Source organism: Agriterribacter sp., assembly GCF_035445465.1.
Lineage (GTDB): Bacteria > Bacteroidota > Bacteroidia > Chitinophagales > Chitinophagaceae > Agriterribacter.
Map to the genome: position 1 here is coordinate 1 of NZ_DAOMQT010000072.1, position 16,602 is coordinate 16,602.

Consider the following 16,602-nt stretch of genomic DNA (forward strand, 5'->3'; position numbering starts at 1 on the left):
CAGACTTAGGATCTGGCGCCGCGAGGCATGGGGGTTCGAGTCCCTCCACCCGCACATAAAGCTTTTACTATATGGTAAAAGCGCACAGCAATTGGAGCGGCTATTCTTTATGAAGCAGCCGTTATCCAATCCAGGTAATTATCTTTTGTAATACACTCAAACAAAGCTTCAGGATATGCTGCTGAAAATGCAGCAGGGATTTTAACTTTTTTGTTATTATTATATTTGAACTCCCAGGCATGTAGCTTACCCTGTTTTAATTCAATAAGATCTACTTCCTGCTGATCATAATTACGCCAGAAAAAATACTGAACATGCTCATGGAGATAGCTATTCCGTTTTATACGTTCGCTTAAAAGATAATTTTCCCAAAGGCTACCGGTATCCTGGCGAAGGTTCAGTAAACGCAGATCGCTTGCAATGGCATTGCGAATGCCGTTATCTGCAAAATACCATTTAGACCCTTTGGATATTTCCTTGCGCTGGTTGGTACTATAAGCTGGCAGCCGGTAGATCAGGAATACTTTGCTCAGTAAATCCAGGTAACTTTCAACTGTGTTTTTACTGATGCCCAGTTGATTCCCAAGTTCATTGTAGGAAACTTCACTACCTGTTTGAAAAGCAATCAGCCTTAGCAATTTCATGATTTTATTTGACTGACGTATTCCTTCAAAAGCCAGGATGTCTTTTAATAAATAAGACTGTACTAATTCCTGTAAATATTCTTCCTTTTCACGATAAGAGGGCAACTGAATTATTTCAGGATAAGAACCAAAAACAAGCCGCTCTTCCAAATGCTGCCTGGTTTCAACAAAGTTTTCCCCGCTTTCTAATTCCATTTGAGCGATCGGGTATAATTGAAATTGAATTTTTCTTCCCGTCAAAGGTTCTCCTGCTTTGTTCAATAAATCAAAAGAAGAGGAACCCGTGGCTATTATAGTCAGATCAGGTAAGCTGTCAATCATCAGCTTTAATACTTTTCCCGTTTCCGGAATCGCCTGCGCCTCATCTATAACCAGCAGTTGGGCATCTCCGGCTATTCTTTTATAGTTTGCAGCCGTTCGCTGCTGAAGTATCTCCTGTGTATTCAGATCCTCGCCATTCAACATTACAACCTGCTTGTTGTATTCCTTAACGATTTTGTTGATCAAAACAGTTTTCCCTACACGTCGTGTACCCAGGATCAACAGCACTTTGTTCTTTCCAATCAGGCTCTTTAACCGGCTTTCAATTGCTCTTGTCAGAACTTCGTTCATAAAATATGTCACTTAATTGACTAAATTAAGAATAATTTTGTCAATACAAAGACAGATTTACTACTATTATTGTTTTCAATTGATACTCTTGAAGTTATAAATAATTTTATTTCTATCCTTAAGAGTTGATAATATCAAATTGAGCTGTTGGTTGCCGGCACTTTTACCATAGAAGCAAATCATAAAGAATTAATACAAAAGCCTTACTTTTGCACTCCTTTTTACAATTCTAACGGGAATTTTTAGGAAGGACAGCCAAATAATTTTTCACCAAAATAGCAGCAAACCGGGCATTGTGAAAGATCAGAATCGGTAACGACCATTCCGCAAACCGTATGCCTGCACTGCTCATTACATATATTTATAATACACAATAAATATGGCAACGATTACAAGGGAAAATATTGGATTACTGAACGATAAAATAACAGTTACGGTAAACAAAGAGGATTATTTCCCGCCTTTCGAAAAAGCATTGAAGCAGTATGCCAAATCTGCCAACATTCCCGGCTTCCGCAAAGGAATGGTGCCGGCGGGTGTTATTAAAAAAATGCACGGTCCGGCCGTATACACCGAAGAAGTGCTGAGAAGCATTGAAAAGGGTTTGGTTGATTATTTAGATAAGGAAAAGCTCGACATTTTTGCGCAGCCGCTTCCGGGAGCCGACAATGACCCCGGCAATTTGGATATGAACAACCCGGCCGCGTATTCTTTTAATTTTGAAGTAGGATTAAAGCCTTCTTTTGATTTACCGGATCTGAATCAAATACCGCTTACCCGCTATAAAATTGAAGTGCCGGATGATATGATAGAGGAGGAAGTGGAAAGGCTAAAGGTAAGGCATGGAAAAATGACAGAACCGGAAACCATTGCTACAGATGAGGATGTGCTGAATGTAAAATTTGAAGAATCTGATGCAGAAGGCAATATAATAGAAAACGGCATTGCTAAAGATAATTCGCTCCTGTTAAAATATTTTAATCCTTCATTGAAAGAACAGCTAACAGGGAAAAAGAAAGACGATAACATTGTGCTGCAATTAAAAGCCGCTTTTGACGATAAGGAAAGAGAATGGTTAGAAAGCGATCTGGGCCTGGATAAAAACAATCCTGATGACCTGGAAAAGTTTTTTAAGGTAACCATTACCAAAATAGGGCTGGTAGAAAAAAGGGAGTTCAGTGAGGAGTTCTATGAAGAAGTGTATCCCGGTAAAGCAATAAAAACAGAAGAGGAGTTTCGCAACGCCATAAAAGCAGATATCGAAAACGCCTTTGATGGTCAGAGCCGCAATCATTTTCATCACGAGCTGTACCATGCTTTATTAGACCATACGGTAATTGAGTTTCCCGAAAAATTTTTAAAAAAATGGATGGAAAAAGGGGGCGAGGAAGCTAAATCTCCCGAACAGATAGAAGAAGAATTTCCGGTATTTAAAAATCAGCTGAAATGGACCCTGATCAGCGATAAGATCATAAAGGAAAATCAATTAGACGTGTCGCCCGATGAAATACGCGATCATATTACCCGGGAGGTGTTGGGCTATTTTGGCGCATCCGGGCTGCAGGGAGGAGATATGTCGTGGATTGACAGCTATGTTGACAGGCTTACCAAAGACAAGCAACAGGTAGAAAATACATATAGAAAAATCATAAGTGAAAAGGTCTTTAATCAAATGGAAACCAAAGCCACACCTGTTGAGCAACCTATCAGCGTGGATGATTTCAAAAAGCTGCAGGAAGAACATCAGCACCATCAGCATTAACGGATTTGAGATTTGAAATTGTATTTCCTTCGGATTTCAGATTTACGACTTCGGGCTTCTGCATTTGCTATTTTTTAGGCTCCTGGTGCTTTATAGCAATTAGCGATCAGCTATCAGAGAGTAACTACCAGCAATAGAATGAATACGCCTTCTTCCTGATTGCTCAATCTGATTGCTGTCGGCTCCTTCCTTCGGATTTCGGTTTTCCGGCTTCGGATTTGAAGTTTAATTGGTTTTTGTGATTCGGTTCCTGGTGCTTTACAGCAATTAGCGATCAGCAATCAGGTGAGCAGGTAATAACGATAGGATGCATTTTTCCTCTTTGTTGCTTATAGCTGACAGCCTTCTTGGGATTTAGCATTTGAGATTTATTTGGGTCTTGTTTTTTGATGCCTGGTGCTTTGTATTCCCTTCGGATTTCAAATTTTTGCCTTCGGGTTTTTCCTCGTTTCTCACTGCGTCCTTTCTCTCCCGCATGGCATTTTGTCTGTTTTTTTCTCTTGCATGATATTTGGGTTTGTAAATGCCATAAATTGCCATCTATAACTTAAGAAATTGTTGATATCATGAATATTGGAAAAGAATTTGAAAAATACGCGGTAAAACACCGGGGTATTTCCAGTAACACCCTGAATGATTTTACCAGGCATAGCGTTACCAACCTTACGCCTAATATTATTGAAGAGCGGCCCATGAATGTGGCTGTAATGGATGTTTACAGCCGTTTAATGATGGATCGTATTATTTTCCTGGGCTACCCTATTTCGGAGGAGGTGGGTAATATTGTAACCGCCCAGCTATTGTTCTTGGAAAGTACCGACCGCACAAGGGATATACAAATGTATGTGAACAGCCCCGGAGGATCAGTGTATGCGGGAATGGGTGTTTATGATACCATGCAATATATTACGCCCGACATTTCTACCATTTGCACAGGAATGGCTGCCAGCATGGGAGCCGTGCTGATGTGCGCAGGAGCTAAAGGCAAGCGCACCGCTTTAAAGCATTCGCGTATCATGATGCACCAGCCCAGCTCGGGGGCAGCCGGGCAGGCAAGCGATGTGCTGATTACGGTAAATGAGGTAAAGAAGATCAAAAAGGAATTATACGAAGTAGTAGCCTATCACAGCGGGCAGGATGTTGAAAAAATAGCAAAGGATTTTGACCGTGACTTCTGGATGACGGCGCTGGAAGCTAAAGAATACGGGCTGGTAGATGAGGTATTACTCATTAACCCTAAAAAACAGAAAGAAAAATAACCTAAATAATATTTGGATATGTATATACACAGCAAAAGAAATCCTTTTATTTCAGATGACGAAGACAATCCCGAAACACCGGAGATGCCTTCTATGGAAAAGATGCTGAGCGGCTGGCAGTTCGACAAAAAATTCATTGAGCAGCGTAAGATCTTTTTGTGGGGCGCGGTAGACGATAAAAGCGCGAAAGATATTACCTCCCGCCTCCTTTATTTAGACGCCATTGACCAGGGTAAGGAAATTACTTTTTATATTAACAGTCCCGGCGGCATCGTTACCAGCGGCATGGTGGTGTATGATGTTATGCAGATGATAAAATCGCCGGTAGCTACCGTATGTATGGGTATGGCCGCTTCTATGGGCTCTCTGCTGTTAAGCGGGGGCAAAAAAGGAAAACGCTATATTTTTCCGCATGGAGAAGTAATGATACACCAGCCAAGCGGGGGCGGACAGGGCACTTCTGCCGACCTGGAAATAATGGCGGAACAAATACGGAAAGTAAAAGAAGTAAGCGCTAAGATACTTGCTGACAACTGCGGACAAACCGTTGAAAAAATAATGGCCGACTTCGACAGGGATCACTGGATGGGCGCAAAAGAATCTGTAGAATATGGCATCGTGGATAAGGTAATTGACAAGTTATAACCGGTTTACAATCAGCCGATTGAAGAGCCGCCCGTAATGGAGCGGCTTTTTCATACAGCGAAAATTGACATATGTAGGCATTATAATACTGGATTTTTACAAAAAAGTTTCGGACTTTTGCAGCTTATCCTTATCCTTTTTGCCTTAGTAATAGTAAAACCACTCCCGTATCCTTGTCAGCCATCCAGAATAGTTGAACATTAAACTTTTTATTGCATTACAATGGCTAAATCAATTTTACATTGTTCCTTTTGCGGAAGGAGCCGTGACGAGGTTAAAATTTTGATCGCAGGGCAGGAAGGACATATATGTGAGAACTGTGTAGACCATGCCCGGGAAATTATTGAACAGGAGCTCATATTAAAGCATGAGTCTTCTCATCCCCAGTTTAAGCTTACCGTTAAAAAACCTGTAGAGGTTAAAAAATTCCTGGATGAATACGTTATAGGACAGGACGACGCTAAAAAAGTGCTGGCCGTGGCAGTATACAATCATTATAAGCGCCTACAGCACAAAGCCGCCGAAAATGAAGTAGAGATAGAAAAAAGTAATATTATAATGGTAGGAGAAACGGGAACAGGGAAGACCCTGCTGGCCAAAACCATTGCGCGTATGCTGAATGTTCCCTTTGCCATTGTGGATGCTACTGTTTTTACCGAAGCCGGTTATGTAGGCGAAGATGTGGAAAGCATTCTTACCCGCCTGCTCCAGGTTTGTAACTACGATGTGGCAGCAGCAGAAAAAGGCATTGTGTATATAGATGAGATTGATAAAATTGCCCGTAAAAGCGATAACCCTTCCATTACCCGCGACGTAAGCGGTGAGGGCGTACAACAGGGTTTATTGAAATTGCTGGAAGGAACAGAAGTACTGGTTCCGCCGCAGGGCGGCCGAAAGCACCCAGAGCAAAAGCTGATCAAAGTAAATACCCAGAATATATTGTTTATATGTGGCGGCGCATTTGATGGCATAGACAGGGTAATTGCTCGCCGGGTGAATACCAATGCCATTGGATTTAACGTAAATAAAGATCAGCAGGAATATATGAAGAAGAACCTGCTGCAGTATATTAATGCGCAGGATCTCAAATCATTTGGACTGATCCCTGAGTTGCTGGGTCGTTTGCCGGTTGTAACCTACCTTAATCCTTTGGATACGGAAACCCTCCGGTCTATCCTTACGGTACCCAAAAATGCGCTCATGAAACAGTATACCAGGCTATTTGAGCTGGAAGGCATTAAGTTAAAAGTAGATGAAGAGGTGCTTGATTTTATGGTGAGTAAAGCCATGGAATACAAGCTGGGTGCAAGAGGATTGAGAAGCATTTGTGAAAACATACTTACAGATGCCATGTTTGAACTGCCTTCATCAACGGAAAAGGAATTTCATCTTACGCTCGACTACGCACAGCATAAGTTCGATAACAGCAAAATGAGCTTGCTGAAAGTGGCATAAGCAATAAATTTACAAGCTAATTGTATGAAAGAATTAATAGAGCGTTTACAGGCAGAAGCAGGCTTAACTGAAGAACAGGCTGTAAAAGCCATTACCCTGGTGAAAGATTTCGCAAAAGAAAAGTTCCCCTTATTTTCAGGAGCTATAGAAAAAGTATTTACCAAATATGCCCCAAAAGAGGAGGATGATTTTTTGCATTGATTTATCCACACCTTGACGCGGCCTCCGGGGCATTCTCTTATTCTTATTGTGGTTAAAGCGCCTAACCCCGTAATACCTCCCTGGCTATTACGATCTTTTGTATTTCACTGGTGCCTTCGCCTATGGTACACAGCTTACTGTCCCTGTAAAACTTTTCCACCGGAAAATCTTTAGTATAGCCGTATCCGCCAAAGATCTGCACCGCGTCATTGGCTACTTTTACCGCTACCTCACTGGCATAATACTTTGCCATTGCCGCTTCTTTAGTCATGGGTAGCCCCTTATTCTTTTTATCTGCAGCCTGCAATATCAGTAATTCCGAAGCCATAATTTCCGTAGCCATATCTGCCAGTTTAAAAGATATACCCTGAAAAGCAGCAATGGGCTGATCAAACTGGTGTCTTTCCTTAGCGTATTGCAATGCCGCTTCGTAAGCCCCCTTAGCTATTCCAAGCGCCAGGGCAGCAATAGAGATCCTGCCGCCATCGAGCACTTTCAGCGACTGCTTAAACCCATCTCCCACGTTACCTAACCGGGTGCTATCCGGGATCCTGCAATGATCAAATATCATTTCGGCGGTTTCACTGGCCCGCATCCCCAGCTTGTTCTCTTTTTTACCCCGGCTAAACCCTGCTGTTCCTCGTTCCACTACAAAAGCCGTAGCATTATTTTTAGCCCGGGGCTCACCTGTTCTGGCAATTACCACGGCTATATCTCCCGACTTGCCATGCGTGATCCAGCATTTGGTGCCGTTCAATATCCAGTCATCCCCATCTTTTATAGCAGTAGTTTGCATATTGCCCGCATCACTTCCCGTGCCGGCTTCCGTTAGGCCCCAGGCGCCTATCCATTCGGCAGTAGCCAGTTTTGGCAGGTATTTTTGTTTCTGCGCTTCATTTCCAAAAGCAAGAATATGCCCGGTGCACAGCGAGTTGTGCGCGGCAAGGCTTAACCCTACCGATCCGCAAACCTTGGCCACTTCGGCAATAATGGTTGCATATTCTACATAACCCAGCCCGGCGCCTCCATAGGTTTCAGGAACCAGTACGCCCATTAAGCCCAGTTTTCCCATTTCCTTAAAAACGTGTACCGGAAATTCCTGGGCTTCATCCCATAGCATTACATAAGGCTTTATATACTGCCTGGCAAAGTCAGCGGTTGTTTGAGCAATTTGTAGCGTTAATTCGTCTTTTTTAAAATCCATACTTATTATAGCAATTGTGCAAATTAAAGGAAAATCTTCTAAAGCTAACAGTTGTTAGTAATTAATATAGGCAACTATATACGTGTTGGGACAAATAACGTAAAAAAATACCCCGGCATTGCTACCGGGGGTGCTCGATTCTCTCTTTTCCCCTATAGAAAGTCGTTTACTTCTTTTTTTCTTTCTTTTTACTCGGCTTTACGCTTACTGCTATTACTTCTTCAAAGCTACCTTTTATAGCTACCTTTTCTTCGTATTTATCTGCCCTCTTCTTAGGGGCTTTTTTTGCTGCTTTTGCCATAGGTATAAAGTTACAATATTTTAGTATCTTTGTAAATACAAAAGCCGCATAGAAATGCAGCCTTTGTTTTTGGGTCGTCATCGTATGGTTGCGTTTTCGCACTACCTAATGGAAGTAGCCGGATACAACACCTCTAATGTGGGTTCGGCTATATAATGGGCACGACATACGATAATATCTTTAGGAATGACCGAAGTCATTCCTTTTTTTTATTCTATTATAAGATCAAGTTGCTCAATCTGTTTTTGTATTACTGATATATCTCTTTTTGTTAAATCAAGAGGATATATAAGGTAAGCAAATTTTCCTCCTGTTAATCTTATTTTAACCTTCTCCTCATTTACCATTTCCGTTAATTGTAGTTGCTGCCTAATAACTGGTGAGGTTACTTGATTCTCAATGAATATTTCAGTGGCACTCAAACCATTATCTATAACGTTGTCATTATGTGGCAGGTGTTGTGCCATATCCGGACTAATAGTTAAAATACCGCTATCAGAAAGGACGCCGGCGAATTTTGCACTCTCAATAAAAACGTTTGCCGCATCTGGTGCCGCCTTCTCTGCTATTTTATGAAATCTAATAAGATGTGTTTTTAATTCTTGGGGAATTGCATGGTTATTAAACTTTTCTATTAATTCAGCGTAAAGTTTAGGAGACCCGAATGCCTCAATTATTAGCTTTCGCCTTTCTGACTGATCTAAGTAATTGGTGATTTTCTTGAAAAGAGGGGATATTTTATAGCCATCTTTGTCCTTTGAGAATAATTGAAATTGGACGGACGCCGAGATCTCCCTAACGATTGACGCAGCAGCTTTTTTCAACACAGCAGCAATATCGTTCCTGTTTATTACCTGAGAAGATGGAAAACTTTTTGCCACTTCAGTTGTAAATCCCAAAGCCTCCTCCAGTGATATGCCAGGGTAGGAAGCGCTTCTTTGAATAAACCGCTTCACGCCTTCGCCTGATTGAATGATATTAGTGCCCATGTCAAAACATTTATAAGACACAAAAATAAATACAAGATAACAATCGGCCAAACAAATGGTAGGTTATTTTCAAAACAAATACTACATTTAATTTACTAAAATGATAATTTACTGATTATCAATTATTTAATTTATAAAATAGAATTATTAAATTTTATTTTTAATTTTATTTAATTTCATTTTTGAATATTTATATAAATATATTAGGTAGTTAATGGGACAAGCATTATCTTTGTTGTACAAACAAGCAAAATGGAAAGCAAATTCAAAACATTAGTACAATTACTGGATTTCTTCAAAACTGATGAAGATTGCAGGGTATACCTGGAACAACAGCGCTGGGGTGGCACGCCTGCTTGTCCATTTTGTGGTGTTGTAAACCCATATAGAACAAACAGGGGCTTTAAATGCAGGGATAAAGAATGCCACAAGAAATTTACAGTAACTGTAGGCACTATATACGAAAACTCCAAAATTGGGCTTAGAACATGGTTTGCTGCCATTTACTTGTGTACTTCTTCAAAGAAAGGTATCAGTTCATTACAGTTAAGCAGGCAATTAGGTATTACCCAAAAATCAGCATGGTTTTTATTGCATCGTGTTCGTGAAATGCTGAAAGAAAAAGCCCCGCAAATGCTGGCTAATGAAGTGCAGATAGATGAAACGTACGTGGGCGGCAAAGAAAGGAACAAGCATGCAAGCAAAAAAAGCAAAAACACACAGGGCCGCAATGAAGATGTGAAAACGCCTGTTTTTGGTATCGTTGAAACAGGCGGTAAAGTTGTTGTAAAAGTTACTGAATGGGTTACTAAAAAGTATGCAAAAGAACTAATAGATCAGCATGTGCAAAAAGGTTCTACTATGGTAACTGATGGCTATGCCATGTATGCATTTCTGAAAACCAAATCAGAATTTCAACATGTGGTGGTAGACCATAGTAAAGGTGAATATGCAAGGGGTGGCTTTCATACTAATGGTATAGAAAACTTTTGGAGCCTGTTAAAGCGTGGTATTATCGGAATATTCCACCAAGTAAGCCCACAGCACTTGCAGCGCTATTGTGATGAATTTGCTTCCCGGTACAACAGCAGGCACATAAAGGACAATGAAAGATTTGATTTGACTTTGCAGGGCAGTGATGGAAGGTTGAAATACCAGCAACTTATAGGAAAGTAAGTTAACCAGCAGAAATGCTGGTTTTTTTTTGAAGTTTGGGATAATATTGTACTTTTAACCTACCTATCCAAAAACGCCGTTATCTATAGTCATTTATCCTTTTTATTAACCGATTGTAATTCAGCCAACTATCAACTTTAACACAGTTACGGTAAACTATTTTGGTCTGATTTTCGTTTACAATTACAAAAGGTCTATTATGCGACACAATTATTTCACCAAGAAGAAAGATGAATTAGTTCCAGGAACTGCAATAAAGTGCGAGTCTGGTAGATATATAGCGTTTTACGAGCACAGGACAGACATTATAGCAAATGGGGATAACGAAATTGAGGCGAAGAAAAATTTAAAGGAAATGTATACTGCCGTTACGCAATTTGAGAAATCCGAAAACCACTGCGAGCCTCACAAAAAGTTCAAAGCTAAAGGCTTCTTGGAAAAGTTTGGTTGAATTTTGATTCCTAATGCTATACACCCGATCCTCTTTCCTTACATGGCTGAAAGATAATAATGATTGCGATATTAAGCCTATTCCAGACTCCCGAGTCTTAATCATTTGCAACGGACCATGTAGTGCTAAAATATTGGTAGACAGTAAAAACCGAATAGACTACGAAGAAATTTGGTTAGTGTGCAATAAGTTATATTTAGGACTCCCCGGTAATAATGATTTAGAAAGAATTGAGTAAAATTAATTCTTTTTTTATGCCCACCCTTGTCCCAACACGTATATAGTTGCCTTAATATAAGGTTCCAGCTTTTGCAGCAGGTCATCAGACATTACATGAACTTGTTTCAGGTCATCCATATTTTGAAAGCGGCCATGCTGTAACCGGTACTGGATAACGGCATTCCCTACCTGATATTTTACATAGGGATGCGCTTTTAACTCATTTATGGAGGCTGTATTGATATTAATCCTTTTTATAGCAGACGCATCGCATTCAAGGTAAGGCCTTATTTGCTGAAAAATGGAGTCGCTGACCCCATACACTTCCCTGATCTGCTCCACGGTGTAAAAGCCGCCTAATTTTTCCCTGAAATTAATAATGCGGTTAGCCAGCTTACTACCAATGCCCGGCAGGGCAATAAACGCCGTTGTGTCGGCTGTATTAACAGGAATAACGTGCACATTATATTTTGCACGGGTATAGGAAACCGCCTCAGCGCTCCGCTCCTTTTTATGCTCCGCTTCTTTTACTGCAATATGCACATAAGGCAGGAGTCTTTCATAGTCCTGCTTCCTTAATCCGTATATTTTGCCCATATCTTCCGCTTTGTAAAACCTGCCGCCCTTAGCTGTAAAATTTTGTATGGTTTGAATGGTTCTGCCGGATATGCCTAACCGCTGCCATCCTGCAGGCGTTAATGTGTTGGGGTCAAAATAAAAAAGGGTTGTACTTACAGGTTCAATAGCGGAGACCGCCGCAAAAGAGGTATAGGATGCTTCAATGGAGTCTTCGTTCTGCCTATGCCGCACACCCTGTTGTTGCAGTTGCTCAATATCCTGCCTGAACAGGGCATATCCTTCTTCATCAGGCTGCTCTTCAGGAACAAACACCAGTGGTGCAAACCACAGAAGAATCAGCATAACCATTAACGCCATAATTCCATAGCGTTCTTTTTTGCTGAAATTAAAATAGGCTTTCAACCGGTTAGCGCTCATAGGTGCTGTATATGCGTATGAAAGTTACGTAATAAACATAAGAAAAGATAATGGTAGCAGGAATTAAGCAAGTAGTAAGTCTCTCCTACACCTTATACCTTATACCTTACAATGCAAGACTCAGCCCATCATACGCCAACCGTATACCTTCCGGTAATTCACTACTTACAGCGGCATGCTTTCCCAACTGGTGGCTGATATGCGTAAAATAAGCCGCAGGTATGTTAAGTTCCTTTACTTCGGCTATGGCTTCACCCAGGTTAAAATGAGAAATGTGCTTTTCTTTCCGCAACGCGTTTAATACCAATACTTCGCTACCTCTTATTAATTCCCTGCTGCTTTCTTCTATCCGGTTGGCATCCGTAATGTAGGTAAAGTTCCCAAACCGGTAACCCAGCACAGGCATCTGCATATGCCAAACCAATATGGGAGTAACAACAAGATCATTGATCTGAAAGGGTTGTGAGCTGATCGTATTGAGATGGATATTGGGAGCACCGGGATATTTTTTTTCGGTAAAGGCATAAGGAAATTCCCTGATGATCACTTCAAGGGTCATTTCATTACCATAAATTTCCATGGGTTTCCGCATGAAATAATTGAAGCCCCTTACATCATCGAGCCCGGCTACGTGGTCTTTATGCGGATGCGTAAATACAACAGCGTCTAAACGTTTTATACCGGTTCGCAACATCTGGTACCGGAAATCGGGGCCGGCGTCAACAACGATATTGGTATCTGCAGACTGCACCAGTATGCTGGAACGCAGGCGCTTATCCTTCTTATCTGCTGAAGTACAAACTTCACAACTACAGCCAATCATAGGCACGCCGCTGCTGGTGCCTGTACCGAGGAATGTAACTTTTATATCAGGATAACTCACCTGTCAAAGCTAAAAGAAAAAGTATAACGGGCAATTGTAAATTTTTCATTGAACCAATTACTTACTCATTGGCCGGCTTAGCCATCAGTTCCTCGTACAACTTTTGCGATTCGTGGGTAAGCGCATCAAATGTTATTTCCAACTGGGGCATAAGATCGGCTAAGGTATTAATGCGGCCTTCAAGCGTAAGGAACTTATTCAGCACTACTACTTTTCTTTGCTGCAATATGCAATAGCCGCTCTGAAACGTTCCTCTTTCATAGCGTATCACATAACCGGCTTCCTGCAGTATGGCTTCAATTTTATTTAATGTAGGTTGATTAATTTTCATCTTACCGTTTTCCACCGGCAAAGATATACGATTTGAAATTTGAAATCTAAAATTTGAAACCCGAAGTAATACACATCTCTTCCTGTGTTTGCTATCTTCAACACATAGGCACAATAGGATCATAGGAAAACATAAGGTATATTAATAACCATGTGTACCTATGTTTCTCCTATGCGGTAAATGTCCAGAAACAATAACACACTGATTGTCATTTCCAGACATCCAAAATTCACGTTATTACAGGCGAGGGACCAATCTCAAATTTCAAATATTAAATCTCAAATTCATTTATTTGTCATTCGTATTACCGGCACAATCATTTCCTCAATGCTTACACCGCCATGCTGAAAGGTGTTCCTGTAATAGTTAGAATAATAGTTATAATTATTAGGATAGCAGAGGTAACCATCTCCTTTGGCAAAAATAAAAGAAGAATTAACGGAAGGCACAGGCAGCCCGGCTTCTTTGGGGTTACGAAAAGCCAGCACTTCCCGCGGCTCATAGTTCAGATTACGGCCATGCTTATAGCGCAGGTTCGTGGTTGTTTGCTTGTCGCCAATAACCTTACAGGGCGTTTTTACCCGCACACTGCCATGATCGGTTGCCACGATAAGCGTAAGCGGCTTGTCGGCTATTTTTTTAAGCGCCTGGTGCAGGGGCGAATGCTCAAACCAACTGGCGGTTATACTCCGGTAGCTGGTTTCATCGCTGGCCAGCTCTTTCAGCACTTCCATTTCTGTTCGGGCGTGGCTCAGCATATCTACAAAATTGTATACAATAATATTGATATCGTTTTGCAGCAGGTTATGAATATTATCCACCAGCTTCTGCCCGTCCTGGTGATTCAGCACTTTCGTGTAGGAGTATTTAATATCGTTCTTGCATAAACGCTTTAGCTGCGCTTCCAGGAATGCTTCTTCAAACAGGTTTTTCCCTCCTTCCTCTTCATCGTTTTTCCATTGAGCGGGGAAATGCTTTTCAATGTCTACTGGCATCATACCTGCAAAAATGGCGTTGCGGCAGTATTGTGTAGCAGTAGGCAGAATAGAATAAAAGGTTTCTTCCTCCTGTATGCGAAACGTTTCTGCAAAAGCCGGCTGAATGCTTTTCCACTGATCGTAGCGGAGGTTATCAATTAAAGCAACAAACAGCGGCTTGCCTTTTTCTATATGCGGTAATATTTTATAGCGGAACAGGGTATGGCTCATAATGGGCGCATCCGCACTTTTAGGATCTACCCATGAAGCATAGTTTTTACTGATGAACTTAAAAAACTCCGTATTGGCTTCACTCTTTTGCGATTGAAATACTTCCCGCATTTCAGGGCTGTCGCTTTTTTCCATTTCCAGCTCCCAGTACACTAATTTTCTATACAGCTCCATCCATTCGTTGTAATTGGGATTACTGTTCAGGGCCATAAAAAGATTGCGGAACTCCTGCTGGTAAGCGCTTGTTGTTTTTTCGGCCACCAGCCTGCGGTTATCAATGATCTTCTTTAAGCTCAGCAACACCTGGTTGGGGTTAACCGGTTTAATGAGGTAATCGCTGATCTGCGAACCAATGGCATCATCCATCAGGTTCTCTGTTTCATTTTTAGTAATGAGCACTACGGGCAGTTGCTGGTTGATCTCTTTTATCCGGGCCAATGTTTCCAAACCGGTAATGCCGGGCATGGTTTCATCCAACAATACCACATCCACAATATTTTCTTTCACGTAATCCAATGCATCATAGCCATTGGTGAGTGTTTTTACTTCGTATCCTTTATTTTCCAAAAAGAGCTTTTGCGATTGGAGACTCTCCATTTCGTCATCAACCCAAAGTATTTTTGCCAGAGACATGAATAATTATTTTTATGTTTAGCTAATCAAATGTAGTTATTCATTTCCCGCTTTTTACCTTTGCACCGGTTCCCTTATTTTTTTAACATTTCATGCATGGCTTTCAGGAAAATCATCAACGACCCGGTATATGGATTTATTACAATAGACCACCCGTTGATATTTGAAATTATTTCGCACCCATGGTACCAGCGTTTGCGCCGCATTAAGCAAATGGCACTGGCGCATTTGGTATACCCCGGCGCCGTTCATACCCGCCTGCACCATTCTTTGGGCGCTTACCACTTAATGTGCAACGCTTTGCAGGTACTGAAGGAAAAAGGAACAGCCATTAGCGATGCAGAGGATACCTCCGCCAAAATTGCTATTCTTTTACATGATATAGGACATGGACCCTTTTCGCATGCATTAGAAAGCGTACTCATGGAAGACGTTCATCATGAGGAGTTATCCCTTTTGCTGATGCATGACCTTAACAGGCAGTTCACCGGCCGGTTGCAAATGGCAATTGATATTTTTACTAATGCTTATCCTAAAAAGTTTTTACACCAGTTAGTAAGCGGCCAGTTAGACGTGGACCGGATGGATTACCTTACCCGCGACAGTTTTTTTACCGGTGTGAGCGAAGGGGTTATCGGTTACGACCGCATCATAAAAATGCTTATTGTACACAACGGTGAGCTAATGGTGGAAGAGAAAGCCATTTACTCCATCGAAAAATTTTTAGTGGCGCGCAGGCTGATGTACTGGCAGGTATATCTGCATAAAACCGTGCTGAGCGCTGAAATGATGTTAGTTAAAATATTAGAAAGAGCGAGAGCAACGGGGCCCGAAAACAGCGCGGATTTGCCGGACAGCATATTAAAAAGCTTTTTACTGAATCAATATAAAGGAAATATCGCCGGGCATCTTGATCAGTTTTGCCAGTTAGACGATACCGATGTGGTAGCGGCTATAAAAAGCTGGCGTCATCATCCCGACAAAGTGCTTTCCCTGCTATGCAACAGCATTATGAACCGTACCCTGCTTAAAGTAAAGCTGCAGAGCATGCCTATTCCCGAAGCGGATGTGAACCGCCAGAAAAAAAACATAATGGAGCGGCTGAACATTGATGAGCAGGCTGCTTCCTGTCTTGTGTTTACCGGAGAAGCGGTAAGCCGCACCTACAACCCCTTCAATGAAAAGATCAATATTCTTTTTAAAGACGGGCAGGTTAAAGATATATCGCAGGTGGATAATGCCCTCATCCAACATAACCTTTCAGGGCCGGTGAAAAAATTTTACATTTGTTATCTTAAATAATCTTTATGACTTTCACGGCCGCACAAATAGCTTTGCTGATTAACGGAAAAATTGAGGGCAATGCCGGTGCCGGAGTACACTCGTTCAATAAAATTGAAGAAGCAAAAGAAGGTCAGCTGGCTTTTCTGGCCAACCCCAAATATGAAGATCACCTGTATACTACCGAAGCTTCGGTAATTATTATTAATGAATCGCTGGAATTAAAAGAAAAAGTAAACGGAACGCTAATAAGAGTTCCGGATGCATATAGCGCTTTTGCCACCCTGTTAACCAAGTACCAGGAAATGATGTCGCAGCAGTTAACGGGTATTCAACAGCCTTCTTATATTGC

Annotated in this window: 17 protein-coding genes; 9 read left to right on the forward strand and 8 right to left on the reverse strand. The window is 41.3% G+C overall.

What is annotated here, in order from left to right; genetic code table 11:
- Positions 1-107: 107 nt before the first annotated feature.
- On the reverse strand, positions 108-1,256 hold the full coding sequence (locus PLE34_RS19950) for an ATP-binding protein (protein WP_324559876.1): 1,149 nt from the start codon (positions 1,254-1,256) through the stop codon (positions 108-110).
- Between the two features lie 379 nt (positions 1,257-1,635).
- Here PLE34_RS19950 and tig point away from each other — a divergent pair, with 379 nt between their 5' ends.
- The 5 genes from tig (at position 1,636) to PLE34_RS19975 (ending at position 6,578) form a co-directional block, all read left to right on the forward strand.
- Complete coding sequence (gene tig, locus PLE34_RS19955) at positions 1,636-3,018, forward strand: trigger factor (protein WP_324559878.1); 1,383 nt, start codon at positions 1,636-1,638, stop codon at positions 3,016-3,018.
- A gap of 566 nt (positions 3,019-3,584) precedes the next feature.
- On the forward strand, positions 3,585-4,277 hold the full coding sequence (locus tag PLE34_RS19960; RefSeq protein ID WP_324559880.1) for a ClpP family protease: 693 nt from the start codon (positions 3,585-3,587) through the stop codon (positions 4,275-4,277).
- Positions 4,278-4,295: 18 nt separating this feature from the next.
- Positions 4,296-4,922, forward strand: a complete 627-nt coding sequence (locus PLE34_RS19965; RefSeq protein ID WP_324559882.1) for a ClpP family protease — start codon at positions 4,296-4,298, stop codon at positions 4,920-4,922.
- A gap of 222 nt (positions 4,923-5,144) precedes the next feature.
- Positions 5,145-6,377: an ATP-dependent Clp protease ATP-binding subunit ClpX gene (gene clpX, locus PLE34_RS19970; protein WP_324559884.1), complete on the forward strand. Its 1,233-nt coding sequence runs from the start codon at positions 5,145-5,147 to the stop codon at positions 6,375-6,377.
- Between the two features lie 24 nt (positions 6,378-6,401).
- Positions 6,402-6,578, forward strand: a complete 177-nt coding sequence (locus PLE34_RS19975) for a hypothetical protein (protein ID WP_324559886.1) — start codon at positions 6,402-6,404, stop codon at positions 6,576-6,578.
- Between the two features lie 61 nt (positions 6,579-6,639).
- Here PLE34_RS19975 and PLE34_RS19980 read toward each other — a convergent pair whose 3' ends face one another.
- From PLE34_RS19980 to PLE34_RS19990, 3 genes are all read right to left on the reverse strand, one after another.
- A complete protein-coding gene (locus PLE34_RS19980) occupies positions 6,640-7,782 on the reverse strand; it encodes an acyl-CoA dehydrogenase family protein (protein ID WP_324559889.1) in 1,143 nt (380 codons plus the stop codon).
- A gap of 166 nt (positions 7,783-7,948) precedes the next feature.
- Positions 7,949-8,083, reverse strand: coding sequence for a hypothetical protein (locus tag PLE34_RS19985; RefSeq protein ID WP_324559890.1), 135 nt, complete (start codon positions 8,081-8,083; stop codon positions 7,949-7,951).
- A 209-nt stretch (positions 8,084-8,292) separates the two neighbouring features.
- The gene (locus tag PLE34_RS19990) at positions 8,293-9,072 is read right to left on the reverse strand and encodes a hypothetical protein (RefSeq protein ID WP_324559892.1); all 780 of its coding nucleotides are present in this window, start codon (positions 9,070-9,072) and stop codon (positions 8,293-8,295) included.
- 252 nt (positions 9,073-9,324) lie between these two features.
- Here PLE34_RS19990 and PLE34_RS19995 point away from each other — a divergent pair, with 252 nt between their 5' ends.
- Both PLE34_RS19995 and PLE34_RS20000 read left to right on the forward strand, forming a co-directional pair.
- On the forward strand, positions 9,325-10,248 hold the full coding sequence (locus PLE34_RS19995; RefSeq protein WP_324559893.1) for an IS1595 family transposase: 924 nt from the start codon (positions 9,325-9,327) through the stop codon (positions 10,246-10,248).
- Between the two features lie 199 nt (positions 10,249-10,447).
- Entirely contained in the window at positions 10,448-10,699 is a 252-nt protein-coding gene (locus PLE34_RS20000) for a hypothetical protein (protein WP_324559895.1), read from the forward strand.
- A 252-nt stretch (positions 10,700-10,951) separates the two neighbouring features.
- On the opposite strand, the gene PLE34_RS20005 is transcribed toward PLE34_RS20000, so the two are convergent.
- From PLE34_RS20005 to porX, 4 genes are all read right to left on the reverse strand, one after another.
- Entirely contained in the window at positions 10,952-11,914 is a 963-nt protein-coding gene (locus PLE34_RS20005) for a ComEA family DNA-binding protein (protein ID WP_324559896.1), read from the reverse strand.
- A 106-nt stretch (positions 11,915-12,020) separates the two neighbouring features.
- Complete coding sequence (locus PLE34_RS20010) at positions 12,021-12,797, reverse strand: MBL fold metallo-hydrolase (RefSeq protein WP_324559898.1); 777 nt, start codon at positions 12,795-12,797, stop codon at positions 12,021-12,023.
- Between the two features lie 61 nt (positions 12,798-12,858).
- Positions 12,859-13,128, reverse strand: a complete 270-nt coding sequence (locus PLE34_RS20015; protein WP_324559900.1) for a hypothetical protein — start codon at positions 13,126-13,128, stop codon at positions 12,859-12,861.
- A gap of 284 nt (positions 13,129-13,412) precedes the next feature.
- Positions 13,413-14,969: a T9SS response regulator signal transducer PorX gene (porX, locus tag PLE34_RS20020; protein WP_324559902.1), complete on the reverse strand. Its 1,557-nt coding sequence runs from the start codon at positions 14,967-14,969 to the stop codon at positions 13,413-13,415.
- A gap of 96 nt (positions 14,970-15,065) precedes the next feature.
- On the opposite strand from porX, the gene PLE34_RS20025 reads away from it, so the two are divergent.
- Positions 15,066-16,271 (forward strand): HD domain-containing protein, encoded by a 1,206-nt coding sequence (locus PLE34_RS20025; RefSeq protein ID WP_324559904.1) that lies wholly within the window; start codon positions 15,066-15,068, stop codon positions 16,269-16,271.
- 5 nt (positions 16,272-16,276) lie between these two features.
- A partial coding sequence (locus PLE34_RS20030; RefSeq protein WP_324559906.1) for an LpxD N-terminal domain-containing protein occupies positions 16,277-16,602 on the forward strand: 326 nt, incomplete at its 3' end.